This window comes from Deinococcus sp. JMULE3, assembly GCF_013337115.1.
Lineage (GTDB): Bacteria > Deinococcota > Deinococci > Deinococcales > Deinococcaceae > Deinococcus.
The window spans coordinates 296,751-320,522 of the sequence record NZ_SGWE01000005.1 but is presented as its reverse complement, the minus strand read 5'-3'; the positions used below and the strand labels follow the sequence as shown (position 1 = coordinate 320,522).

The window sequence follows — 23,772 nt, the reverse complement described above, 5'->3', positions numbered from 1 at the left end:
TGAATCGGTGGCACCCGGAGCGAAGGAGCTCCTGGGACCGTTCGTCGCCCCAGGAGCCAGCCTGTCCTCGGAATCAGTACTTCAGCTTGGCGTGGTTCAGGATCAGGGTATACACGGCGTTATCAACCGCGCGGGTGAAGGCCGACGTGCGCAGACTCGTGGCGTTGGAGCTGCTGCTCGCACTTCCCGTTCCCGTGCCGGTCACGAGGATGCGACCGGTTTCGACTTCAAGCACGCTCAGGGCCACCTGGGCTTTGGCGGTGTAGTACGTGCTGTAGCCGTATTTGGCGTTCCCGACGGTTTCACTGCCGGTGTCGAGGTAGTTGAGGTTGCTCTTGAGCAGCACCTGAACGCCGGACTGCTTGCCCAGTCGGGCGACCGTGTTCTCGTTGATGACGCCCACGCTGGCCAGCTGCTGATCCTTGAGGAGGGTCGTGATGGTGACCCGGTCGATCACGTTGAAGCGGGCGCGGAAATCACTGCTGTTGACCACAGTCTGCGTGAGCAGGTCCGTCGACCCGTCGCTGGCGTTGTTCATGTCGAGGATGAGCATGTTCTGCGCCTGACCCGCAAAGGCGGGCAGGGGGTCACGCTGAAGCATGCTGCAGGAGGTCAGCAGGGTCACGCCGGAAAGAAGTGAGGCCAGAATGAGGGACGTTTGAGTCTTCACCGTCCCGGAATAGCAGTTGACCCGGCGTCTGTCGCGCTGATGTGTGGCACACGCGAAAAAACTTTGCTGTACGGTGCCGAGCATGAAGAAGTTTCTCCTCACAAGTCTTATCGCCGCCGCGTGCCTGCCCCTGATGTCCTGCGGGCAGATCGCGCAGGCCGCCAACAACTACTTCGGAGCGTGCAGCACCTACAACGGTGAACGCGACGGGTTCTCCATGTCGGTCCCTGATGAGGTCGTCATGCAGCCCGGCAACGTGAGCACCATCAACATGAGTGCCTCCTGGCTGAACAGCAACCTCGACCGCGTCTCGCTCGACTGCGCGCCCTCCTGGACGGTCAGTGACCCGTCCGTCGTCAAGATTGAAGGTCGGCAACTCACCGCGCTGTCGGCCGGCGTCACGAAGATCACCGCAACCGTGACCGGCACTCGGACCGTCACGGACACCATGTGGGTGATGGTGACCCCCAACGCGACCGAACAGGAACCCAACAACGGCAACGGCTTCGCCAGAGTCATGGCGGGGCAGCAGACGGAGATCGGGTTTATCTCTACCTACGACGACATTGACGTCTACGCCGCAGACATTCCCGCCGGGCGGTCATACCAGTTCACGCTGGGCTCCGCTCCCGCGCCGGTCAGCGGCGCACCGTTCTCCGTGCCGTCCTTCTACGGTTCAATCCGTGACAGTGCCGGGGCGTACGTCGGCAGTGACAACCGTGGGTACACGAACGCGTCCAGCCAGACGCAACGCGTGTACTTCACGGTCGACAGTTCCTCGGCAAGCACCACCTTCCCCTACAGCGTCAAACTGGACCTCCGGTGAGAACGGCGCTGCTGACCGTTCCCGCCCTGATCGCCGTCAGCGCGCCGGCGGCCGCGCAGGGCCAGGAGCAGATCGTCGAAGTGCACGGCAGCGCCGTCATTCAGAGCAGCCTCCCCGCAGCCCGTCAGGCCGCCCTGGCCGACGCCATTCGGGAGGCGGTCGAGCAGGTCCTGGGCGCGTACATCAGCAGCAGCGCCTCACTGCGGTCGCAGGAAGCCACGCACAACGACACGGTAGAGTCCACGGAGCAGTTTCAGCAGCGGATCCTCAAACGGGCCGACGGGTACGGCCGGGTGCTGAAGGTCATCTCGGAAAGCCACAGCAGCGGCACCTTCCAGATCACGGTGCAGGTCGCCGTCAGCCGCGGACCGCTCGAGCAGCAGATCAAGGCGTTCCTGGCCCGCAAGGGCGATCCCCGCATCATGGTGCTGATCCCTGAGGAGATCATCCGCAACCCCGTCCCGGACCCCGCCGCGGAAACCGAGGTCATGCGCGCCCTCATTCAGGGCGGATACCGGGTCGTTGACGTACGCCAGACCGAACGGCTCCTGGCACGCGACCAGCTTCGCCACGGCAACCTGGACCCGCAGGCGCTCCGGGAGATCGGCACGCGCTTTCAGGCTGACCTGCTCATCACCGGTGAGGCGTTCGCAGAGGAACTTCCCACCACCCCCGACGCCCTCAGGGGCAGCGGCATGCAGGCGTACAACGCCCGCCTCGAAGTGAAGATCATCGACCTCGCGACCGCTCAGGTGATCTACAGTGGCGCCTTCCACGCCGGTGGAATCGGCGCGACTGACGGCATCGCCGGCAAGACAGCCCTGAGTAACGCCGCGCTGAAAGCCACGCCGGAACTCCCCCGCACGATCCTGACCTGGCTGTCCGGACAGGGACAGGGCGCAGGCCGCACGTTCACGGTCAAGATCACGGCCCTGCCCAACTTCAGAGCAGTGACCGACTTCACGGCAGCCCTCCGAGCCACCGCCGGGATCCGCAGCGTCTCCCAACGGCACTTTGACCAGGGCGGCGCCGTGATCGAAGTGGAATACGAGGGTTCCCCCGAGGAACTCGCCGCGCTGCTCGAAGACCTCCATCTCTCGGTGACCGGCCTCTCCGCCGGAGAAATCACCGCCACCTACTCGAGGTGAACATGAAACGAATCGTGACCCTGCTGCTCAGCTGCGGCGCCATGGCCGCCGCTCAGACCGCCACCACACCTATCCCCGCACCGCAGTACGTACAACAGGAAGTTCAGGCGAACCCGGCCGCCATCACCATTCAGGACGGGCGCGTCGCAGAGGCCCCGAACCTGGCCGACATGCTCGCACTGTGCAACGCACCCACCGCGATGCTCTTCGACAGCAACCGCAGTGGCCGCGTGGACTCCCTGCGCGTGTACGGCGTGAGCCGGATCTCCGCCAGCGTCTGGCGCCTGAGGGGTCCAGCCGCCATCGGCGCAGCGTCCACCAAGGCCGAGCTTGCCGCCGAGGAATACGCCGTGAAGTACCTCCAGGGTGCCGCCATCGCCGCCACGACGCTCAGCAGCGAAGGAGAGCAGACCAGCGAATCAGCGGCGGAAGCCACGGCCGGCGACACCAGCGTCCGCACCAGCAACGCCCTGGTGGAAGTGAATTCCAGCCTGCTGCAGGTGAAACAACGCAACGTGGCGGGCATCATCCGGTACGGCCGGGTCACAGGCACGCGCACAGTCAGCATCGGAGACGGCAACATGTGCATCGTCGTCCGCTACGAACTGCCCCTCAATCAGACCGCAGCCCCAGGCAGTGGCGCAGGCCCGACCGTGCCCGGCCTGCCCGCACAGGGCGCACCGGCCGGAACACTTCCAGGGTACGCCCCGTTACCTCCAGGGCGCACCGGCGACTTCTGATACGGACTCGGATTGAATGGCTTGCACAGCCGTTCAATCCGAGCGGATGCGAGTGAGAGAGAAGCGGGTTCAGGAAGTGGCGTGGGCAACACCCTGCAACCAGGCCAGCGCCAGCCTTTGACTTACCTCACGACCGAGCACGTCCTGTTCCTCCAGGTCCCGCTGCCCGGCCTGACCTGATGGGATGAGCACAGAAGCCTTACCATTCGCGCGTTCCGGCGGGCCGGTCAGGTGACGGGCGTGGGGCAGATGATCAGCTCTCCGGCCTGCGTGCCCGCGATGATCCAGTCGGCGTTGACGGCCAGGCAGTGAATGTCGTGCGCCGCGGCGTGCAGTTCGGTCAGGGCGCCCGAGTGGTCGCGGATCAGGACCCGGCGGCCCGCCGCGGCAACGATTCGCCCGTCGGGCAGCACCTGCAGGGCGGACACGGGCGCGTCGAGGGTCAGGATGGGCTGCGCCTGACCGACCCGCAGGATGACGGACCCGCTGGCGAGGTACACGTCGCGGCCATCTGTGGCGAGCGCGCCGATCGCGCCGCGACGTTCGGGTGGCAGCAGTGGCGTCATGGCGCCCTGGTCGGGATGCACGACCATCACCTCGCCGCGCGCGGTGCCGACGACGATCATGCGGTTGGTGAGGGCCTGCACCGCCGTGATGACCTGTTCTCCGGCGCGCTGGGACCCCAGGGGCCGCAGGGGCGCCGTGTCCCACAGGGTCAGGTTCATGCCGGAGGTCACGGTCAGCACCTGGTCGTCGCCGTAGGCGGTCATGTGCGTGGTCCCCTCGGCGCCCTGGACGCTGCTGAGTTGATGCCCCCGCCACAGGTGGAGCCAGCCGGCGGTGTCGGCCGCCACGAGCCCTTCGGGCCGCATGCTGAGGCCCGTCGGTGGCCCGCGCAGACCGTCGAGGCGTTCCTGCGCTTCACCGCTGACCGAGGTCAGCCGGATGGAGAGGTCCGCACCGGCGCTGATGATCTGCGGTCCGCGCAGCAGGAGGTGCGTGACCCAGCTGCCGTGCGCGCGGATGACCTTCACGGCGCTGCGGGAGGCCGTGACCACAGGACCGGCAGGCACGCCGAGCAGGTCGGTCCGCGCGGGGCGACGGGCAGCGTCCCCGGCGAGGCAGGCGGTCATGGTGCGGATGAGCGTGTCAGGCGTGCCCACCGGCGGCGTCGGGAGGGGCATGCCGATCGCGAGCTGGGCCGCTCCCGGCGGGTCCTGTCCGCTGAGCGCGAACGACAGGGTCGCCCCGAGGCTGTAGGCGACGGCAGCCCAGGTGTCGAGTGGCTCGCCGCGCAGGTGTTCCGGGGCCTGGTAGGCCGGGACGACGGGCGTGGCGGTCAGGTCCAGCAGTGGGCCGTCGGGCGTGAGGGTCACCCGGTCCGGCGTGACCAGTCCGGCCGCCGCTCCGAGGCTGGACAGGGCCGGTTGAAGTTGCTCGAGCAGGGTCTGCACGTCGCCCGGAATCCAGCGGCCGCGGCGCAGCACGTCCGAGCGCAGGGTCACGCCTTCGGGTGGGCTGAGGACCGCGTACGTGGTGCCGTGCTGCTCGAAGGTCAGGTGAACCCTGCGCTGCCCCGGGCAATCGCTCTGCAGGGCGGACGCCCGCTGCGTCCAGGCGTCGCGCGCCCCGGCGCTGTTGCCGGGCAGGATAACGAGGTTGCCCAGTCGGCGACTGCCTGCCGGGAGGAATTCGTCGATCAGCACGGTCTGCCCGTCACGCTCGTCGGTGGCGAGGTACCGGAGGTGCTCCTCGCGGCGCAGCGCCCGGTCCACCCGGTACTGCTGGTACAGGCGGGTGCCGGTCGGCAGGGCCAGCATCGGCGCGTGGCAGGCGAGGCAGTGGGGCGCGTCCGGCGGGACCGGCGCGTGGCAGGCGGGGCAGGTGGTCATGGGCGGGCTCCGGCGGGGGCACTGTTGGTGTACTCGAGGACGATCTCGATCCGGGCGTGATCCGGCGCGGTGAGTTTCAGGTCCGGCAGCGGGTTCTGCCCGCCGCGTCCCGCTGTGGCGATGAAGTACGGTTCGATGCCGCCCTGCGTGACGAGGAAGCGGGCGGCGGCGGCGGCGCGGTTCGTGGCGTCCTCCCAGCGGTCACTCGTGCGGTTCAGGGTCGGCAGCGTGTGCCCCTCGATGCGGATGCGCCGCCAGGTGCCCCGGTTCTCCCGCAGCGCCTTCGCGAACTGCCCCAGGGTGGCGCGGCCACCTGGGCTGAGGTTCACGCTGCCGGGCTTGAACAGCGCGGTGTTGGTGAACACCCAGCGTTGCGTCCCCACAGGGTCGTTCTTCCCGCGGTTGAGAACCGGTCGCCGCGCGGCGGGAATCCGGGCGTTGAGCGCCTCCTGGAAGGCGGTCTGGGCGTCCTGGTAGCGCAGGTTCTCCCAGTTCACGCGGGTCAGCGCCGTCAGGGCCGCGACCACGAAGACCATCACCAGAATGACGTTCAGGGTGGTGTCGGTCAGCGCCACGTACGGATTGAGGTCGTCGGCCGGCAGGGTGCGGCGGCTCATGCGGCGGGACCAGCCTCACGGGCCAGCGGGAGGGCAAGATTGAGTCGCTGCACGGCGTCGCGCAGGTCACGCTGCACGGCAGCCGCGTCGTCCGGGAGGGCCTGCTCGATGTGCCGGCCCACGCGGGCGGTCGCGTCGAGTTGTTGCGTCAGCACGTCCCGTACCTGCCGGAGCGCCTCGGCGTGTTCGGCCCGCTGTTCACGGGCGGCCACCTGCGCGTCCTGCACCGGGCCGAGGGCCTCACCCAGCGAGCGCAGGTCCTCCTGGACCGCTGCGCGCAGCGCCTCGAGATTGGCGCGGTGGGCGTCGAGCGTCGCGCGCAGGTCCGCTTCCCAGGCGGGCAGCGCCGTCAATGCCGTCACGCCCTGCTCGATGGGGCGCTGCACCTGCGCCAGGATCTGCGTGAGGGCACTGATCTGCTCACGCAACGCCGCCTCGCGGGCCTCCTGATCGCGGGCGCGGGTGCGCTCGGCGTCGTCCTTGCCGCGCAGGGTCCGCTCCAGGGCCATGACGGCCTCCGCGCTGCCCTTGAGGTCCGGGCGCAGCGCGTCCATGGCGGTCCCGACGACATTCACCTCGGTCGTGTAGGCCTTCAGGGTCTCGTCCAGACGCGACTGGAGCGTGTCGAACCCGCCCCGCAGGCTGCTGTAGACCTCACCGGCCGCGCTGGTCATCACGTTCTGACTGACAGCCAGGTCGCCCGTCACCTGCGTGAGCTTCTCACTGACCTTGAAGATCTCCGCGACGATGTCCGCGCCAGTCCGCCCGAACTCGGTGTGCACGGCGCGGATCTCACCGAGCTGCTGGTCACTGTGCCGCCCGAGCGCCGTCATGGACCGCTCGAACATCTCATTGAACTGCGTGTAGATGTTGCGGTAATCGTTCTTGTGCTGCTGGAGAGCGTCCACGGCCGTGGTCAGGCGTTCGGAGCTGAGTTTGACGTCCCCACTGGCCTGCTTGAGCGCCACGGAGATGTCCTGCGAGGTGCGCTGCAGCGTCTTGAGACTCTCGGTGATGGTCGTGCCAGCCTCGGTCAGCACCTGCGAGAACTGCTGGCTGGTCTGCTGAATGGCCTCCTGCGTTTCCTTCAGGAAGGTCCCGCTGCGCTCCATCAGGGCCTGCAGGGACTCGAGCTGCTTCTCACTGCCCGCCGGGTACAGCTGCGGCGCGTACTTCAGGCTGATGCCGTCCAGCGCCCGGATGAGCCGCTGCGCCCGGCGCGCCGTGAAGATCTGCGCCACCTGCAGCAGGAACGCAGTGGCCACGCCCCAGAACGTCCCCGCGAAGGCCGAGCTCATCTCCCGCAACGTCACGCCGAGATTCTGCGCGACCTGACCGGGATCAGCGGCGCTCATCGCGTTCTGAATGCTCGGCCCCAGCTGTCCCAGGGTGCCGATCAGACCGACGACCGTACTGATCAGACCGAACAGCAGCAGCAGGTTCGGCAGCGCCCGGTTGGAGACGCTGTCCTGCCGGACCTGATCCACGAGCGGTTCGAGAACGTCGCCGGGGCGGGCGAACGCCAGGCCACTGTGACGGACCATCTGCACCATCAGCGTACCGGCCAGCGTCGCGTGATCCCGCCCGAGCATCACACTGAGGGTCGACTCGTCCGTCGCGGGGCGCAGGAGGACCGACACGCGCCGCGCGGCGGCCTCCTCCCGGCCCAGCCGGGCGTGCAGTCGTGCCCACTGCCACAGGCCCAGCCCGAACAGGGCCAGGATGCCGATCAGCAGCGCCCAGAGCAGACCGGTGTGCGGCAGCAGGACACTCAAGGGGTTCCCCATGCGCTCACCCGACCAGGACCGCGGCGCCGGGTCCGTAGTAGTGCGTGGAGTCGTTGAAGCAGCGCCAGCCGTTCAGCGCGGCGTCCTGTACGTTCGCACCGATCTCACCGCCACAGCGCGGGCAGAATAGACCGTCTTTCGGTGCAAGTCCGCCCCAGCGGCCAGGCTGATCCTTGCGCAGCGTGAGCGCGTTGATGGTCGCCGGAGCTGGTGGGAACAGCGTCATGCTGGCGTCGTGCAGCGGCGTGTGGCGGGCCGTGAATTTCGCGAGCTGCTCGCCCGCCCAGCTCTGATCGCCCCAGCCGTGCACCTGCACCTGACGGCCATGACGGTAGAACTCGGCCAGGCGTTCGTTGAGCTGCTGCACGAATGCCAGCGCGCCCTCCTGCACGTTCAGGTCGTGGCGTTTCCAGTGCTGCTCGATGCGGGCCTGCAGGGTGGGCAGCGCGCCCACGAGACTGAATCCATCGAGGTCGTGTTCGCCCTGCGCGAGCGCGCGCGCGGCTTCCGGCAGGTTGATCGGCAGTCGCCGGAAATCGCGGTCCCCGAAACCAGTGGACGTCCAGGACAGCACCAGTCCGTCCCGGACAGTGAGTTCACCGAGGATCAGGCCGACGACCAGCGCCTCGGTCGCGTCTTCGAGGAGTTGCGCTTCGCGGCGCGACAGGCCGTACCACTGGACGTCGCGGCGGGTGTGGAACGTGGGGAAGTCGTGACACTCGGCGGCGTGCAGGCCTCCGTCACCGAGCACCTGGTCCAGGCCGCGCAGGGGGAAGCGGTAGTACTCCTCCATGAACAGGGCTCGGGTAGGATCACTGCCCTCGCGGAAGATCGCGTTGGCACTGGAGAATGTCGAGCCGATCAGGTTCTTGAAGGTATCAGCGTCACTGGGCGCGGTGCGGGCGGGCGTGAAGACCGTCTGCCGCTCCAGGATCGGGCTGCGGTTGCCTTCCACGGCCCGCGCCTTGTTCAGGTCCAGGAAAGGCCGGGCCCGTTCGGCGGCGTTGCGGACGCGGCCGTCGACCGCCGGCGTGAGTTCACGTTCGCGCATGAGGCGCTCGACGACGTTCTCCTGCGCGAGGACCAGGCTGAAGGGCTGCGCAGCGTCCTGCAGCAAACGGGTCAGCATGCCCTGCGGGATGAGGAACTCGCCCTTTGGATCGAACGACGCATTGATCCACGACTTGTCGAGGTGCCGTGAGGACGGCACGATCACGCCGGGCAGGTCCGTCCAGCTGCGGATGAGGCGCTCGTAGTGACGGGCCTCAATGTTGTCGAGGTGCTCGATGCTGCTCTGCTTCCCGGCTTCCAGGGCGCGGCGGTACTCGCTGTTCACGGTGGTACGCGGCTCGAACAGCACGAGACCGTTGACCGGAGGCACCGTGTCGGACAGGCGCTCGACGTCGCTCGAGAGGCGGTTACGCAGCGCGGTCACGCGGTGATTGAGGCTGGTGAGGTTCGACTGGACCTGGAGCAGCAGCCGCTCCAGGTGCTCGCACACACCAAAGTCGACGGTGCCGTGCTTGCTGTACGTCTGCATGGAGGCGTACACGGCGGACTCCATCTGAATCTTGGCGAACTTACGGGCCGCGTCGCGCAGGTCGCGCTGCGCGCCCTGGATGTTGCCCTTGTTCTTGTTGAAGAAACTGACCTTCTTCACCTCGTCCTTCAGTCGGGTGACGGCCGCGTCAACCTTCTGCCACGCCTCGCCCGCCTCGCTCTGCGAGACGGCCGTGTTGGCCTTGGCGGCCTCCTGCAGGCCGCGCAGGTACTCGATCAGGCCGCCCACCTCGGTGGCGAGGATTTGCGGCCCACGGATGCGGTCCAGGAGGGACTCGTGGGCGTGATCGGTGAAGCGCTGGTAGATGGCTTCCGTGATCAGGTCACGCCGGGCGCGCATCTGACCGGACAGGCCACCGTCAGGCGCGACAGCGCGGCGCAGTTCGGACAGTGCCCGGTCCAGGCGCGTGAAATCCAGTTTCTCGGTGTCGAGTTCGCTGTTCACGGCGCGGGTCGCGTCGCGCAGCCACTCGTCGACCGGTTTGTCCAGGGCGAACGGCATCAGGCTGACCCAGTCGAGGCCGATCTCGGCGGTGAGGTCACTGGCCGTCTCCGGGTTGCCCCGCTGCCATTCGCTCAGTGCGCCGTGCAGGAGTTTCTTCGCGGCGGCCTCGGTGATCTGATCGGCGGGGAACTCCGCGACGGACAGGCCGAAGGTGCTGAAGACGTGCGCCTGGTGATCCCGGTCGGGCATGGGCGCGTCCACGGCGAGACTGAACGGATCGGCTTCCGGGGACACGACATTCATGTAGATCCGGTCGGCGATGAGTTCGTTGAGTTCCGTCTCCCCTGTCTTCGTGGGCGAGCTGGGTGCCACGAGGTATGGCAGGTCGTACGGCTGGGTGGTCATGTTCGCCACCGTGCCGTCCGCGTACGTGATGGGCGGCAGGGTGTCCGGCGTGCCCTGGTGGTAGTGGTTGAGTTCCACGAGGGCGGTGTAGGCGTTCTTCTTCAGACGCTCGGCGTTCGAGGCGATCGCGGAAGTGAGGTTCGGGTGCGGCAGGGAGAAGATGCCGATGATCTTCTCGGTTTCGCGCAGCGGCAGGGATTTGACGAAGTATCCGAAGTCCGGCAGGAGGCCGCTGCCCGTTCCGCCGCAGAGGGTCCCCACGATGAAGACGCGGATCTCGCCGCCCGCCGCGAACGTGATGGTGGGGTTCGAGCCGTCAGGCAGCGCGCCTCGCTGTTCCTGCGCTCCACTCGACTGCAGGTCACGCAGGTTGGTGATCCGGGATAGCAGCGCCCGGCGGATCGTCGTGTAGTTGGGATCCATCATGAAGGTCAGGCGTCCGACCATGCGGATGTTGCCGGCGCCCCCCTCGGTGTCCTTCAGGCGCCGGAGGGTGGTCATGTCCGCCCATTTCTCCAGGTGGATCTTCCGGTGCGCGCCGGGGTCGGAGAGGATCTGGCCGTACGTCTTGCCGTCGAGTGCGATCGGGAAGAAGTCGCCCCTGGGGCTCAGGATCGGCGCGGGTTCGTTGGTATTCGTCTCGATCGCCATGAACTGCACCCAGGGGGCGCGGTCGGCGGAGCCGTACTTCCAGGTGAGGCGGCGGATGAGGTTGTTGGCGACGCGGGTGCCGGTGCTGCCCAGGCCGATGACGAGGGTCTTGGTGACTTCGGTGTTGCTCATGGTTGCTCCTCTGGGCGCAGGGCCAGGGTCAGGGTGGTCTGGTAGGGACGGGGCGGCAGGTTGGGTTTGCTGGGGGCGCGGCCCTTGAGGTTCAGGGTGTACTCGGCGTCCCGGTCGGCGGGGATGGGGGCGGGCGCGTCGCCTTCGACGGTGACGTCGAGGTCCGGCGTGACCTTGAGTCCGGTGCCGGAACGGGAGACGGTGAGGAACTTGATGGCGGGAAGGCCCGCGCCGAGCGTGACGTACTGGGCGCTGCTGGGCGGGATGGGGTAGCCGGGGCCGACGACAGTGCAGATGACGTCGCCGTCCTTGCTGTCCTTGAGGGGGAAGGCGCGGCCCGCGACGTGCAGGGTGAGGGGGTCGCGCCGCGACGGGCGGGTCGTCGCGCCTTTTCCGCGCCGGGCCAGGATCAGGCCGGCGAGGGCGGCGGCCGCGGCGACGCCGAGGAGGATCGGCAGCCAGGGAATGCGCCGCGCCGGTTGAGGCGTGGGCGCGTCGGTCTGCTGGGTGAGGAGTTCAGTGCGGGGGCGGCTGAGCGCCGCGCCGCTGAACTCGCGCGGCGTGAGGATCACGGCGTCCAGGGTGCGGTTGCCTTCCCCGAACGGCAGGGAGAGGGTGGCGCCGGTGGTGTTGGTGCGCACGCGGGTCCAGCGGGTCAGGGCCGACACGTAGTCCGGGTCGTTTTCCCCGATCGTGCGTTCCCCGGCGCGACCGGCGGAACTGGCGGCGGTGTTGGTGAGCAGCACGAGGACCGTGTCCTTCTGCCCCTCGAAGCGCTGGGCCAGTTCGGTGATGACCGCCTCGGTGTCGTGGCCGCCTTCGCTGCCAGCCTGGGCGGTGCGGGGCCAGAGGTTCTGGAAGTTGGCGCGCAGGGCCGCGCGGTCGCGGGTGATCTTGAGTGGATTGAGGGACTCGCCCGCGTGCGGCCAGAGGCGCTGTTCCCAGGCGTAGGAGCTGAGCTGGTCGCCGTCCACGAGGTGCTGCTGGGCGAGGTCGGACGCGATGACGCGCGCGGCCTCGGCCATGCGGGGGTCACGGGCGAAGTGGCCGGTGCTGAAGGCGACGGCAAGGTGGATGTGCTGCCCGTCGAGGTTTCCACCTGCGGCGGAGACGGCCGTGTCGATCTCGCGGTAGAGACGTTCGGCCTGTTCGTTGAGGAGGGCGGCGTTCACGGTGGGTGTGGCGCCTTGCGCGGAACCGAGGAGGAGCAGAGGCGGAAGGAGGTATCTAGTATTCATCTCAGCGTGTCCTCATGAAGTGAGCCGGAGTGTGCTGCGCGCCATCATAGGCAGCTGTCCAGGTGCAGTCAGGCGCACATGTGGCACCGCAGGGGGGGCGATACCCCCACCCTGTCGAAAATGTCTCAATCGGTTCAGAAGGGGGAGGCCTCACAGCAGAATTCAGGAGTATCGAAGGGAGCTTTCAATACTCCTGAACGAGCAGAGCGAGCATCTGAAAAAGACAGCGGCTGGAAGTGGAATTGGAGGGCGTGGTTGTCGCCCCAGGGTGGAACTGGAAACCACTGTCAGCGGTCGTCGTGGTCCTGCCAGACCGGGTGGCGCCCGCCTGGCACCCTGGCCACGCCAGGGTCCTGCGCGGCGCACCGCGCCCTCATCACCGCCACGTACGGCACGCTCCGCTCACCGGTGATCGACATCAACATGGTCGACGCCTCCGAGAACCGGCCCAGAGAGCGGGTGAGTTCAGCACGGAACAGCTGATCGTTGACCGTGACAGGCGTGAAATCACTCAGTTCCTCGATCAGGGCGCGGTATCGGCCAGTCACCGGTGGCGCGCAGCTCCCAGGCGGCCGGTCACGGAAGGCGTCGTTATACCGCTGCCATGCCCAGACCTTCAGGTCGAATCCCCGAGCGTCGTCGGCCAGTCCGGCGTCGATCGCTCCCAGGTAGTCGTCGGCGTTGAGGCGGTGAACCTCGGGCGGGAAGGGGCGATCCGGGTCGAACGGGAGTTCGTCGGCGTCCTCCAGCCAGTAGTAGCCTCCGCAGGTAGAGCAGCGGGTGACCCAGGTGAAGATCGGGGTCATGGGGGCGAGGTTCACGCCGTCCGTCCATACCGTCACTCCGAAGGTGTTCCAGGACAGGAACAGGCGGTAATGGGCGGGGGCGGCGCAGTGCGTGCAGGCGATATAGACGGGCGGTCCGGGCAGCATGAGGTCCCTCCTGTACGGTTCACATGAACACAAGGGCACGTCAGGTAATGACGCACTTGACCGCTGGCCTGCGCGCCCGGTAGGGTTCGTCTTCCCGCGTCATCCCGCCGCCAGGCCACACCGCGCCGCCCCGTCCCGAGTGTTCTCGTCCGACCCGGAGGTCCCTGCCGGTGTCCACTGAACGCATGACGATCACCCACGCCCTGAGTGAAGAACTGTTGCGCGGTAACGAGGCGCGGCCTCAGAAGCGTCGTCCGAGTCGCCCAAAATTACCGCTTCCTTGACTGAGTACAATATTGGGCGGTTCTAGCTGTCATTGACGGCCTTTTCCTAAATTTGACCCACCACTACGCAACAGGTCTTGAGCACAAACTCCTCGAAAAACGCGCCAGCAAACTCATCGACGAGACTGATCTGTCAAGAGTGCAGTACTCAGATCCTGCACCTGGATAGATGGACTGAATAGCCGTGCTGGCGCAGCAATTCCTCGTGTCGCTGGACCTCGATCATCAGCCGCACAACGACCAGTGCAGGCAGTGCGATCTGCGCCGCCAGCCTGGCATCCTCTTCCAGCGTTTTTCCTCCTCCGGCGCACAGCACGGTCAGCGTGAACGCCGCACACACCAGGAACACCCAGCGATCCAGCCCCTGAGCGGTATGAAGAGCGAACTGGTTCAACCCGAACTGATGCTTGGATTCCTTGAAGAAGGATTCGATCGCCCACCGACGTTTTCCCTCTCTGGCGACACCGAGAAGAAGGTCCGGTCGCCCCGGTCAAATCGGGCCAACGTCACGACCTCCCACGGCCAGTTGTGGAGCGACAGCCAGCTGCCGTGCTCGCAGTCACTCACGGTCACTCGACCTGAGTGATCGGTGCGCCGATTCGACCGAACACCCACGACGAACTCGGACCCCTCATCCCGCACGCCCTGCAGGAACGTCGCGGACTCGAACCCGCTGTCCGCCAGCACGCACACGTCGAATCGCCGCCGGATCGGCTGTGGAACGGTGGCGAGGAGATCCAAGGCGAGCCACGCGCGATACCCGACCGGAAACTTGAGTGTGCCGTACACGACATACAGGACCACGAGGTGAATGCCGTGGACGCCGCCCTGCACGCGAACAGCGGGAAGCTTCTGGCCGGTCTTGGGGATGCTGGTGAGGTCGACTTTTCGGGGGGCAGATCAAATTGACAGGAGCGAAATCTTATGTTAGATTTTTTTAACGTTCAAATCAGTCGGGAGATCTGCTCCCGTCCATTCCTTTTACCTGCCGGAGAACCCCCATGTCCCAGGCCACCCTGAAAGACGTCGCTGCGCACGCCGGCGTATCTCACCAGACCGTCTCCAACGTCCTGAACGACCACCCGCACGTCAGGCCCGCCACCCGCCAGCGCGTCCTGAAGGCCGTGGCCGAACTGGACTACCACCCCAATGTGGCCGCCAAGGCGTTGCGGGAGGCGCGCATCACCGCGCTGTGCTGCGCCTTCTACAACCACGACGCCGACCAGATTGCCGACCCCTACCGCAACCTGATCCAGTCGTCCTTCGTGGCTGAGGCCGACCTGCGCGGCTACACCATGAACGTGGCCTTCCTGCTCGGAGAGCAGCCGGAGACCTTCGACCGGTTGCGCCAGCGCTTCCTGCAGCGCCAGATGGGCGGCTCGGTGATCGTGGGCCAGAACATGACGGCGCAGCAGTGGCGCACCACCCGCGAGTGGGGCATGAGCAGCGTCATGTTCGATCAGCATTTCGACGACACCCTCGTGAACACCGTGTTCGCCGACTACCGGGGCGGCATGCGTGAACTGGTCGCCCACCACGCCGCGCAGGGCCGCCGTGATCTGGCACTGATCATCCCACTGGCGGACCCCGGCAGTTCCGGCGTGGAACGCCACGAGCAGTTTCTGGCGTCCGTGCAGGAACTGGGCCTTCGGGGCCGCGTGGTGAACGGCGACTGGTCGTTCGACAGCGGCGAACGGGCCGCCCGCACGCTGCTTCAGGGTGACGCCCCGGACGCGATCCTGGCCGGAAACGACCGCATGGCGGCCGGGGCGCTGCTGGCCGCACATCAGCTGGGTATTGACGTGCCGGGTACGCTGGCGATCAGTGGCTTCGACGATTTCGAGTTCACGCTGTACACCACGCCCCGCCTGACCACGGTGCGCGTACCGCATGAGGCCATGGCGCGCGCCGCCGTGCAGGACCTGCTGAACCTGATCGAGACCGGTGAGGATCAGCCCGCCCGGTGCTTCCCGACCGAATTGGTCGTGCGGGACTCCAGCTGACACTCTCCCCGGACAGGACGTGTCTGCGCCTCCGTCCGCCCGGAACAGCACCGGGCTCCCTCCAGACCCGGCACCCGGACCCCCCACCACAGGAGAACGTATGACCACCGGTACCCATGAAGCTCCACACGCCGCTCAGGCTGCAGCCCGCCGTCACCGGAACCGCTCTCAGGCACTGGTGGGGTACCTGTTCATCCTGCCGGCCCTGATCGGGTTCGCCGTGTTCTACCTCTACCCGGCGCTACGCGGCCTGCAGATCAGTTTCACGGACTGGAACCTGCTGAGCGCCCCGAACAACGTGGGACTGGCGAACTACGATCAGGCCCTCCGTGACCCGCAGTTCTGGCGGTCGCTGGGCATCACCCTGAAGTACGTCGCGTGGAACATTCCGCTGCAGACGCTGCTGGCCATTGTGCTGGCCGTGGCGATGGACCGCCTGGTGAAAAGCATGTTCGTCAAGGGCCTGCTGATCGTGCCTTACCTGCTGTCGAACGTGCTGGTCGGCCTGATCTTCCTGTGGATGCTCGACCCGCTGCTGGGCATCGTGAATCAGTGGCTGGCGGCCACGCCGCTGGGCAAGCAGGCGTTCTTCACGGGGGCGGATCAGGCCATTCCGACAATTGCCATGGTGAACATCTGGAAGCACGTGGGGTTCAACGCGCTGCTGTTCTACGCGGGCTTGCAGGCCATTCCGCGCTCGGTGTACGAGGCCGCCGCGATCGACGGGGCCAGTGAGGGCCGCACGTTCTGGCGGATCACGCTGCCGCTGCTGCGCCCGGTGACGGTGTTCGTGCTGGTCACGTCGGTGATCGGGTCGTTCCAGATTTTCGATACGGTGGCCGTGACCACGCAGGGCGGCCCGGTCGATTCGACCAAGGTGCTGGTGTACTACATCTACCAGAACGCTTTTTCCTTCTTCAAGATGGGCTACGCGACCGCCATGAGCATGCTGCTGTTCGCGCTGCTGGTGTTCTTCACGCTGATGCAGATGCGCCTGCTGCGGGCCAACGAATCCGACCTGGACTGACCTGCGCCGCCCACCAGGCTGGCCGCGTCGACCGCCTCCCACGTCAAGGAGTTCTGAAATGACCACGGTTCCCCCCGCTTCCGCTTCCGCTCTTCCTGCTCCCGCGCGCCGCCGCACGCGGCTCACGCCGGGCCGCGCACTGGCCTGGGTGTCCCTGGCGGTCATGATCGTGATCTCCGTGTTCCCAATATTTATCGTTCTAAAAACGGCGCTGACCACCAATCAGGCCCTGTTCGGCGAGGCCAGCACGCTCTGGCCCGCCCAGCCCACCCTGATCAACTTCCAGCGCGTCCTGGGCCTGCTGAGCCCCGAAGCCGCGCAGGCCGCCGGCGGGTCCGGCAGCTCCATCAGCTTCGCGCGGGCCATGCAGAACAGCGCCGTCTTCACCTTCATCATCGTGATCGGCCAGACGTTCTTCTCGGCCATGGCCGCCTACGCCTTCGCCCGCCTGAAATTCCCCGGCCGGGACGCCATCTTCACCCTGTTCCTGATCGCGCTGATGATCCCAGCCATCGTGCTGTCCATCCCCAACTTCGTGACCATCAAGAACCTGGGCCTGCTGAACACCATGCCCGGCATGGTCGCGCCCTTCGTCCTGATGTCGCCGTTCGCCGTGTTCTTCCTGCGGCAGTTCTTCCTGTCCCTGCCCCGCGAGACCGAGGAAGCCGCCTACCTGGACGGCGCCGGCCCCCTCACCATCTTCTGGCGCATCACGCTCCCCATGAGCCAGGGACCGCTGATCACGCTGGGCATCCTGACCACCATCGGCATGTGGAACGAGTTCTTCTGGCCCTTCCTGATCGCCCGTGACGAGGCCGCGTACACGCTGCCGGTAGCGCTGCAGGTCTTCAAAACCCAGACGCCACAGGGCGCGCCCGACTGGACCGGACTGATGGCTGGAACCTTCGTCGCCATCATTCCCGTGTTCCTGCTGCTGATCGTACTGGGCCGCCGGGTCGTGGAATCGCTGGCCTTCAGCGGCGCCAAGTGACCATGCGCCGCCGCACCCGCGCTCCACCCGCTCCCTGCGGTCCCTTCCCGTAGCAGCCCCTTCCGGTAGCAGCCCTGTCCCGCCGCCCTCACTTTCCGCAGGAGACCACCATGAAGAACCTGAACAAGACGCTCAGCCTGACCGCCGCCCTGACCGTGATCGCCGGTCCCCTCGCCAGCAGCGCGCAGGCTGCCACCACCCTGCAGTACTGGCTGTGGGACAGCAACCAGCAGCCCGCCTACCAGCAGTGCGCCGCCGCCTTCACGAAAGCCAACCCGGACGTGAGCATCAAGATCAGCCAGAAAGGCTGGGACGACTACTGGCAGGCCATCACGACCGGCATGGTCTCCGGTACCGCGCCGGACGTGTTCACCAACCACCTCGCGTTCTACCCGCAGTTCGCCGCGAACAACCAACTCGTGGACCTCGCCCCGCTGATCGCGCGGGACAAGGTCGCCACCGACATCTACTACCCCGGCCTGAAAGACCTGTGGGGCCGCGGCGGCAAGCAGTACGGCCTGCCCAAGGACTTCGACACGGTCGCGATCTTCTACAACACCGACCTGCTGAAGAAAGCCGGCATGAAACCCAGTGACCTGAGCAACCTCACCTGGAACCCCAAAGACGGCGGCACCTACCAGAAAGCCATCGCGCGCCTGACGGTCGACCGGGACGGGAACAACGGCCTGTCAGGCAAGTTCAACCGCAAGGCCGTCACGCAGTACGGCTACCAGACGAACTACGACGCGAACTTCAACGGGCAGACCCAGTGGTCGTTCCTGGCGGCCACGCTCGGCTGGAGCGCCACCGCAGGCCCGTTCAGCAACTCGTACAACTACAGTGACCCCCGCTTCGCACAGACCATCCAGTGGCTGGCCGACCTGAACCTGAAGTACGGGTACATTCCCAGCTTCCAGGAAAGCGGCGCGGCCGGCACGTCCGGCGACACCCTGTTCCGCGCCGGGAAGGCCGCCATGGTCACCAACGGCTCGTGGATGATCGGCGACTACACCAGCAAACTGCCGTTCAAGGTCGGGATCGCACCCTTGCCCAAGGGACCCAACGGCAAACGCATGAGCATGTTCAACGGTCTGGCCGACTCGATCTGGGTAGGCAGCAAGAACCAGGACGCCGCGTGGAAATGGGTGAAGTTCCTGGGCAGCCGCTCCTGCCAGGACCTCGTGGGCCGCAGCGGCGTGGTCCTGCCCGCCATTCCCGCCTCGACGAACCTGGCCCTGGCCGCCTTCAAACAGCGCGGCGTGGACGTGTCGGTCTTCACCGCACAGGCGAAACTCAAGGGCGGCACCTTCTACTTCCCGATTTCCGATAAGGGCAGCGAGGTGAACTCGGTCATGAGCAGCGCCCTGCAGGGTGTCTTCGGCGGTAAAAGCAAGGCTGCGGACATCGTGAAAACAGCCAACGACAAGGTGAACAGCCTGCTGAAGTGATCCGCCCTGCAGGCCCATCCGTTCCAGCACGATATTGAACGTTCCAATACTGTGCCAGAGGCCCTTGGAACATCAGATCACGCACGGCGGCCAGAGCTCCCTGGCCGCCCACATCCAAGCCACCCATCCCCTTACCCACGCCCGAGGTCACCCATGAACGCACCCCGAATCGCCCTGATCGGCGCCGGCTCCACCGTCTTCGCCAAGAACCTGCTGGGCGACATCCTCAGCTTCCCGGAACTGGCCGGCGCGGACATCCGCCTGTTCGACATCAACCAGCCCCGCCTGGACGTGACCGAACAGGTCGCCCACCGCGTGGCCAGCGCCGTCGGCGCGCGCCCCACCGTGACGGCCACCACCGACCGCCACCGCGCGCTGGACGGCGCTGACTTCGTGATCAACATGATCCAGGTCGGCGGGTACGAACCCGCCACCGTCACCGACTTCGAGGTGCCCCGGCAGTACGGCCTGCAGCAGACCATCGCCGACACCCTGGGCATCGGCGGCATCATGCGCGGCATCCGAACAGTTCCCGTCCTGGCCGACATGAGCCGCGACATGGAACGCCTGTGCCCCGACACGCTGCACATGAACTACGTCAATCCCATGGCCATGAATGTCTGGGGACTGGCACGTCTGAGCCCCCGCATCCGTACGGTCGGCCTGTGCCACAGCGTGCAGCACACCGCATCGGAACTCGCAGACGACCTCGGCATTCCCGTCGAGGAGATCGACTACCTGTGCGCCGGCATCAACCACATGGCCTTCTACCTGAAATTCGAGCATCAGGGTCAGGACCTGTACCCGCGCCTGATGGAACTGGCCCGCACCGGCCAGGTGCCCCCCGCGAACCGCGTGCGTTACGAGATGCTGCGCCGCCTGGGGTACTTCGTGACCGAGAGTAGCGAACACTTCAGCGAGTACGTCCCGTACTTCATCAAGAACGGCCGCGACGACCTGATCGAGAAATTCAACGTGCCGCTCGACGAGTACCCGCGCCGCTGTGTCAGCCAGATCGGCGGCTGGGAGGACCTGCGCGTCAAACTTCAGGACCCCACCGAACCACTGGAAGTCAAACGCAGCGTCGAGTACGGTTCGCTGATCATCCACTCCATCGTGACCGGGCAACCACGCGTGGTGTACGGCAACGTCATGAACTCCCCCGCGACCGGCAGCGGCAAACTGATCAGCAACCTTCCCGACGAGTGCAGCGTGGAAGTCCCCTGTCTCGTGGACCGCCAGGGCATCCAGCCCACCCGCATCGGCCACATCCCGGCGCAACTGGCGGGTCTGATGCAGACGAACATCAACGTGCAGGCCCTGACCGTCGAGGCGCTCGTCACCGGCAACCGCGAGCACATCTACCACGCCGCCATGCTCGACCCGCACACCAGCGCCGAACTGGACCTCGACCAGATCTGGAACCTCGTGGACGACCTGCTGGAACGGCACGGCGACTTCATTCCGCAGGCACTCCAGGCCGCCGACTGAACCGGACGAGCGCCCGCCTCATCAGCAGATCGGGACCGCCGCCGTGAAGGCAGTTTCCGGGATGACTCCCGCCGCGCGTGAAAGGCCAGGCGGGCGTCATCCATCCAGCTGGCAGGGAGCAGACCAGGCCGGTGGTGGAGTTTCTGGCCCGCGACAGGCCGGTCAATCGAGCCAGGAGGCGCACCGCCTCAGAAGTGCGGCCGTGCGGGGCAGCGTCCCGGCGAGCGGCTCGGCCACCAGCTCGGCCTGCTCATTCGTGAGGTCGTCGAGTTGCCCGTCGAGCGCCGCGCTGATCGCGGAGTCGAGGTCCATCCGGGCATCCAGGTTGCCCAGAATGTCGCTCACGAGCGCCGTCCCGATCGGTTGATGGGCGCGCAGTCCGCCGGGCTGGCCGGGCCGACCGATGACCCGGTAGATGTGGTCGAGGGCGGCGGCGTAGGTGGGGAAGCGCCGCGTGAGGAACTCCGGTTCGTGCGTGGGTGCCCGGAGTGGCAGGAGCGTGAAGCGGCGGCGCAGGGCGGCACTCAGGCGGTGCAGGCGGTCCTGATCGGCGTCGTTCATGGTGCCCATCAGGATGAAATCGGCGGGCAGGTGCACGTCTGCTGGCGCCCCGTCGGCCTGGGTGACGAGCGGCAGATGTGAGCGGTAGGCAGGGTCGAGCAGCGTGAGCAGCTGACCGAACGCCTCGTCCTGCGGGGCGCGGTTGAATTCGTCGATGATCAGTGCGTGCGGGCGGCCCGCCGTGGCCATGGACTGGCGGTGCCGCTCCGCGGCGCGGGTCACCACGCCGGGCGTGAACGCGTAGCGCAGCGTGTCGCCCGGCTGGACGCGCAGACCGCCGAGGACGTCGCTGGCTGTCCAGCGGGCGTCGGCGGTGATCAGCGTGTAGTTGCCCGGGCCGCACAGGGCCTCGGCGAGGCAGGTGGCCAGGAGGGTCTTGCCCACCCCTGGGGGGCCGGTCAGCAGCAGGGGGCGGGCGCGTTCCAGGGTGCGCCGCGCGATGAGCAGGACGTCGGGATCCACGGCCACCCTGTCGGGCAGCGTCGCCCAGGGGTCCGGCGCCGGACGTGGCGGGTAGGCGGTGTCGGCCGCGGCGTCCGGCGTGAGGGGGGCCTGCGCTGGGACAGGGTCCAGGTCAGCCTGCTCGGCGGTGGGTTCAGGCGGGGCGGCCGCGGGTGGTTCGGGTGGCCGGGTGGGTGTCGGGGCCGCGGGGCTGGGAGCGGACGCGGGCGTGGTCTGGGTGGCCGGCCGTGCGGGCGCGGGCGGCTGCGTGATGCGCTTCAGGTCGTGCCCACTGGCGGCGCTGGGCGCCGCGGGCGGGCACCCGTCGATCACGCCGTACGGGCCTGGGGAGGGCACGCTCAGGGCGTACTGCGTGGCCGTCACGAGGTCGGACGCGGCCAGGGTCGGGGCGGGCGGGAGCCCTTCGGCGTAGGCGGCGCGGCGGGTGACGGTGACGTGTTCCGCGCCGGTCACCTCGAGGTCATGCACGGTCACGGCGCGGACGCGGTGCAGGCGGTGGTCCCGCAGGCGCGTCACGACCTCGGCGGTGATGGCCCGGACCGTTTCACCGCCTGGAATCACCCGGTACGCGCGGACGTCCGTGGCCTGCGGCGCGAACGCGAGACGCAGTTCCTGCCGGCACGCGGCCACGACGGCACGCGGAACGGCGGCGTAGAGCGGGAGGGGGTCACCGCTGAGGTCACTCAGGAGACTGACCTGCCGGAGTTTCACGTCTCCGCGGGGCGCTTCGGCGGTCAGGTCGCAGGCGAGCAGGTTGAGTTGCGCGGCGCGGCGCGCGGCGTCGTGCGTGGCCGCGTCGGGCCACGCGAAGTCCGGCTGGACCGTGAGGGTACGCTGGGCGCGGCCCGGTGTGGGCAGCGGGATCGGCGCGGCGTGGAGGTTCCCGTGGGCGTCGCGGGTCCAGTCGCCCGGGCCGCCCTGCGCGGCCCGCTCGAGGTCTTTGCGGGTGGGTTCCGGGAGGTGGGCGAGGGTGTCGGCCGGAATGCGGAACTGCGCGAACACGTGGGTCAGGGTCATGGGGTTCCTCGGAGGTGCTGCAGCAGGGTGGCGGCGAAGGCAGCCGGGGGCGTCAGTGGGTGGGCGTTGAGGCGCAGGAGGTGGGCGCGGCCGCCGGGCATGGCGGTCCGCTGGTCGGGCGCGCCGCGCGGGTCGGGCCAGGCGACGATGCCGAGCGCGGCGTGCGTGGCGCCCATGTAGGTGAGGAGTTGCGTGTTGAGTTCCCGCTGCTGTGGCGTCCCGAGGCGGGTCAGGTCGCGGTACTTGACGTCCAGCACGGCGGCGTGGTCACCGGTCTCGATCAGGAGGTCCGGCGTGAACTGCTGGTGTGCGGCGCCGACACCGCGAAAGCCGAGCTTCGGGTTGAGGGTGACCTGGACGTCAGGGCCGCGGAACACGCCGGTCCAGCGGCCCTGACTGTCGGCCGTGAAGGTGCCGTGGACGGCGCCGGTGGCGCGCAGGACCTGCACCTGCACCCAGCGTTCGTACAGGTCCGGCATGACGGTCGCGCCGGTCGGTCGACCCGTGGCGCGGCGGACCGTGGTGGTCAGCTGCTGCGCCGCCGCCTCCGCCGCCAGGGAGATGGCGTCCCGCGCGGTGCGGGTACGGGTGCGGGCAGGATCGTCTGGAATGCCCGCCAGGGCCCGGCGGGCGGCCGCCGTCACCGGGGCGTGACCGGCGCGCTGGGCCGCGCCGAGCAGGGCGGTCCACAGCGCCCGCAGGGCAGTGGCGCCCTGAGGCGGCGCGCCGGGCGTTAGGTCACGGGCGACGTGCTCGCCGGGCGCGCCGCGACCCCAGTGCTCGAAGGTCGCGGGCCAGTCGACGCGGTCCGGGACGGCCCCGCCGCGCACGACGCGCGCGCGGGACGTGCTGGAGGACCGGGGTTGCCGTGACCAGCGGCGCGTGAGCTGGGCGGCGTCCTGCGCGGCCCGTTCGAGTTCGGCGTGGCCAGGCAGGACACTCAGGCCCTCGGTGGAGACCTGCAGGGCCTGCGGGAACGTCAGGGTGTGGTCCAGGTCGCGCAGGTCGTCGGCCATGCGGGCCAGGGCCGCGAAGGCCCGGTCCGGGTCCGGGTGGAGTTTCCTGGGGTACGCGAAGGTGGTCGTGGTGTGCCCGGCGGCGTCCGTGAATTCCAGTCGGCCCACCCAGTCGTGCAGGTGCACGGCGAGGTGGTCGGTTGAGCCGTCCACGATGTGCGGCGTGTGGTTGACGTTCGCGGTGTAGGGGACCCGGACTCCGTTGACGCGCAGGTCCGTACCGGCGGGCACGTGAATGACGGTGCCTTCCGGCACGTCCCGGTCCACGGGATCCGGAGCGTTCAGGGAGGGGGCGGCCGTCATGTGCGCAGCGTAGCGGAGACGCGCGTCATCGGATGACGCGCTTGACAGCTGGCCCACGCGCCCGGTAGGGTTCGTCTTCCCGCGTCATCCCGCCGCCGTGCCACCTGTGCCACCTCACCGCGCCGC

At 67.7% G+C, this 23,772-nt stretch carries 17 protein-coding genes and 1 pseudogene; 8 read left to right on the top strand and 10 right to left on the bottom strand.

Annotated features, from left to right (window positions below; genetic code table 11):
* Nucleotides 1-73: 73 nt before the first annotated feature.
* Complete coding sequence (locus tag EXW95_RS20220) at nucleotides 74-625, bottom strand: CsgG/HfaB family protein (protein WP_174369297.1); 552 nt, start codon at nucleotides 623-625, stop codon at nucleotides 74-76.
* Between the two features lie 127 nt (nucleotides 626-752).
* On the opposite strand from EXW95_RS20220, the gene EXW95_RS20215 reads away from it, so the two are divergent.
* From EXW95_RS20215 to EXW95_RS20205, 3 genes are read left to right on the top strand one after another with little or no spacing between them, the layout of a single operon-like run.
* The gene (locus tag EXW95_RS20215; RefSeq protein WP_174369296.1) at nucleotides 753-1,496 is read left to right on the top strand and encodes a hypothetical protein; all 744 of its coding nucleotides are present in this window, start codon (nucleotides 753-755) and stop codon (nucleotides 1,494-1,496) included.
* The gene (locus EXW95_RS20210; RefSeq protein ID WP_174369295.1) at nucleotides 1,493-2,644 is read left to right on the top strand and encodes a flagellar assembly protein T N-terminal domain-containing protein; all 1,152 of its coding nucleotides are present in this window, start codon (nucleotides 1,493-1,495) and stop codon (nucleotides 2,642-2,644) included. The genes EXW95_RS20215 and EXW95_RS20210 overlap by 4 nt, the downstream gene beginning before the upstream one ends.
* A 2-nt stretch (nucleotides 2,645-2,646) precedes the next feature.
* Nucleotides 2,647-3,384 carry a hypothetical protein gene (locus EXW95_RS20205; RefSeq protein ID WP_174369294.1) on the top strand — a complete coding sequence of 246 codons (738 nt, stop codon included), beginning with the start codon at nucleotides 2,647-2,649 and terminating at the stop codon, nucleotides 3,382-3,384.
* A 227-nt stretch (nucleotides 3,385-3,611) separates the two neighbouring features.
* Here EXW95_RS20205 and EXW95_RS20200 read toward each other — a convergent pair whose 3' ends face one another.
* From EXW95_RS20200 to EXW95_RS20170, 7 genes and pseudogenes are all read right to left on the bottom strand, one after another.
* Nucleotides 3,612-5,276: a hypothetical protein gene (locus tag EXW95_RS20200; RefSeq protein WP_174369293.1), complete on the bottom strand. Its 1,665-nt coding sequence runs from the start codon at nucleotides 5,274-5,276 to the stop codon at nucleotides 3,612-3,614.
* The gene (locus tag EXW95_RS20195; RefSeq protein WP_174369292.1) at nucleotides 5,273-5,893 is read right to left on the bottom strand and encodes an OmpA family protein; all 621 of its coding nucleotides are present in this window, start codon (nucleotides 5,891-5,893) and stop codon (nucleotides 5,273-5,275) included. Before EXW95_RS20195 ends, EXW95_RS20200 begins: the two co-directional genes overlap by 4 nt.
* The gene (locus tag EXW95_RS20190) at nucleotides 5,890-7,680 is read right to left on the bottom strand and encodes a hypothetical protein (protein ID WP_174369291.1); all 1,791 of its coding nucleotides are present in this window, start codon (nucleotides 7,678-7,680) and stop codon (nucleotides 5,890-5,892) included. The genes EXW95_RS20195 and EXW95_RS20190 overlap by 4 nt, the downstream gene beginning before the upstream one ends.
* Nucleotides 7,681-7,684: 4 nt before the next feature.
* Nucleotides 7,685-10,873 (bottom strand): tubulin-like doman-containing protein, encoded by a 3,189-nt coding sequence (locus EXW95_RS20185; protein WP_174369290.1) that lies wholly within the window; start codon nucleotides 10,871-10,873, stop codon nucleotides 7,685-7,687.
* Nucleotides 10,870-12,045 carry a hypothetical protein gene (locus EXW95_RS20180; RefSeq protein ID WP_174369289.1) on the bottom strand — a complete coding sequence of 392 codons (1,176 nt, stop codon included), beginning with the start codon at nucleotides 12,043-12,045 and terminating at the stop codon, nucleotides 10,870-10,872. Before EXW95_RS20180 ends, EXW95_RS20185 begins: the two co-directional genes overlap by 4 nt.
* Before the next feature lie 353 nt (nucleotides 12,046-12,398).
* Nucleotides 12,399-13,043 carry a hypothetical protein gene (locus EXW95_RS20175; protein ID WP_174369288.1) on the bottom strand — a complete coding sequence of 215 codons (645 nt, stop codon included), beginning with the start codon at nucleotides 13,041-13,043 and terminating at the stop codon, nucleotides 12,399-12,401.
* Between the two features lie 432 nt (nucleotides 13,044-13,475).
* A pseudogene (locus tag EXW95_RS20170) lies at nucleotides 13,476-14,212 on the bottom strand (transposase); the annotation flags it as partial.
* Between the two features lie 116 nt (nucleotides 14,213-14,328).
* Here EXW95_RS20170 and EXW95_RS20165 point away from each other — a divergent pair.
* The 5 genes from EXW95_RS20165 (at nucleotide 14,329) to EXW95_RS20145 (ending at nucleotide 20,287) form a co-directional block, all read left to right on the top strand.
* Nucleotides 14,329-15,330, top strand: coding sequence for a LacI family DNA-binding transcriptional regulator (locus EXW95_RS20165; RefSeq protein ID WP_174369287.1), 1,002 nt, complete (start codon nucleotides 14,329-14,331; stop codon nucleotides 15,328-15,330).
* Nucleotides 15,331-15,430: 100 nt separating this feature from the next.
* Complete coding sequence (locus EXW95_RS20160) at nucleotides 15,431-16,357, top strand: carbohydrate ABC transporter permease (protein WP_174369286.1); 927 nt, start codon at nucleotides 15,431-15,433, stop codon at nucleotides 16,355-16,357.
* 58 nt (nucleotides 16,358-16,415) lie between these two features.
* Complete coding sequence (locus tag EXW95_RS20155) at nucleotides 16,416-17,348, top strand: carbohydrate ABC transporter permease (RefSeq protein WP_174369285.1); 933 nt, start codon at nucleotides 16,416-16,418, stop codon at nucleotides 17,346-17,348.
* 110 nt (nucleotides 17,349-17,458) lie between these two features.
* Entirely contained in the window at nucleotides 17,459-18,796 is a 1,338-nt protein-coding gene (locus tag EXW95_RS20150) for a sugar ABC transporter substrate-binding protein (protein ID WP_254606119.1), read from the top strand.
* 153 nt (nucleotides 18,797-18,949) lie between these two features.
* The gene (locus EXW95_RS20145) at nucleotides 18,950-20,287 is read left to right on the top strand and encodes an alpha-glucosidase/alpha-galactosidase (protein ID WP_174369284.1); all 1,338 of its coding nucleotides are present in this window, start codon (nucleotides 18,950-18,952) and stop codon (nucleotides 20,285-20,287) included.
* A 162-nt stretch (nucleotides 20,288-20,449) separates the two neighbouring features.
* Here the strand turns inward: EXW95_RS20145 and EXW95_RS20140 are convergent, their stop codons facing one another.
* Nucleotides 20,450-22,327, bottom strand: coding sequence for an AAA family ATPase (locus EXW95_RS20140; protein ID WP_174369283.1), 1,878 nt, complete (start codon nucleotides 22,325-22,327; stop codon nucleotides 20,450-20,452).
* Nucleotides 22,324-23,646, bottom strand: coding sequence for a hypothetical protein (locus EXW95_RS20135; protein ID WP_174369282.1), 1,323 nt, complete (start codon nucleotides 23,644-23,646; stop codon nucleotides 22,324-22,326). The genes EXW95_RS20140 and EXW95_RS20135 overlap by 4 nt, the downstream gene beginning before the upstream one ends.
* Nucleotides 23,647-23,772 lie beyond the last annotated feature (126 nt).

Bases quoted from the DNA above. Each gene is read 5' to 3' on its own strand.
- EXW95_RS20190 (WP_174369291.1), bottom strand. From the start codon at position 7,680: ATGGGGAACCCCTTGAGTGTCCTGCTGCCGCACACCGGTCTGCTCTGG.
- EXW95_RS20160 (WP_174369286.1), top strand. From the start codon at position 15,431: ATGACCACCGGTACCCATGAAGCTCCACACGCCGCTCAGGCTGCAGCC.
- EXW95_RS20155 (WP_174369285.1), top strand. From the start codon at position 16,416: ATGACCACGGTTCCCCCCGCTTCCGCTTCCGCTCTTCCTGCTCCCGCG.
- EXW95_RS20215 (WP_174369296.1), top strand. From the start codon at position 753: ATGAAGAAGTTTCTCCTCACAAGTCTTATCGCCGCCGCGTGCCTGCCC.
- EXW95_RS20200 (WP_174369293.1), bottom strand. From the start codon at position 5,276: ATGACCACCTGCCCCGCCTGCCACGCGCCGGTCCCGCCGGACGCGCCC.
- EXW95_RS20195 (WP_174369292.1), bottom strand. From the start codon at position 5,893: ATGAGCCGCCGCACCCTGCCGGCCGACGACCTCAATCCGTACGTGGCG.
- EXW95_RS20135 (WP_174369282.1), bottom strand. From the start codon at position 23,646: ATGACGGCCGCCCCCTCCCTGAACGCTCCGGATCCCGTGGACCGGGAC.
- EXW95_RS20205 (WP_174369294.1), top strand. From the start codon at position 2,647: ATGAAACGAATCGTGACCCTGCTGCTCAGCTGCGGCGCCATGGCCGCC.
- EXW95_RS20185 (WP_174369290.1), bottom strand. From the start codon at position 10,873: ATGAGCAACACCGAAGTCACCAAGACCCTCGTCATCGGCCTGGGCAGC.
- EXW95_RS20165 (WP_174369287.1), top strand. From the start codon at position 14,329: ATGTCCCAGGCCACCCTGAAAGACGTCGCTGCGCACGCCGGCGTATCT.
- EXW95_RS20150 (WP_254606119.1), top strand. From the start codon at position 17,459: ATGAAGAACCTGAACAAGACGCTCAGCCTGACCGCCGCCCTGACCGTG.
- EXW95_RS20145 (WP_174369284.1), top strand. From the start codon at position 18,950: ATGAACGCACCCCGAATCGCCCTGATCGGCGCCGGCTCCACCGTCTTC.
- EXW95_RS20140 (WP_174369283.1), bottom strand. From the start codon at position 22,327: ATGACCCTGACCCACGTGTTCGCGCAGTTCCGCATTCCGGCCGACACC.
- EXW95_RS20175 (WP_174369288.1), bottom strand. From the start codon at position 13,043: ATGCTGCCCGGACCGCCCGTCTATATCGCCTGCACGCACTGCGCCGCC.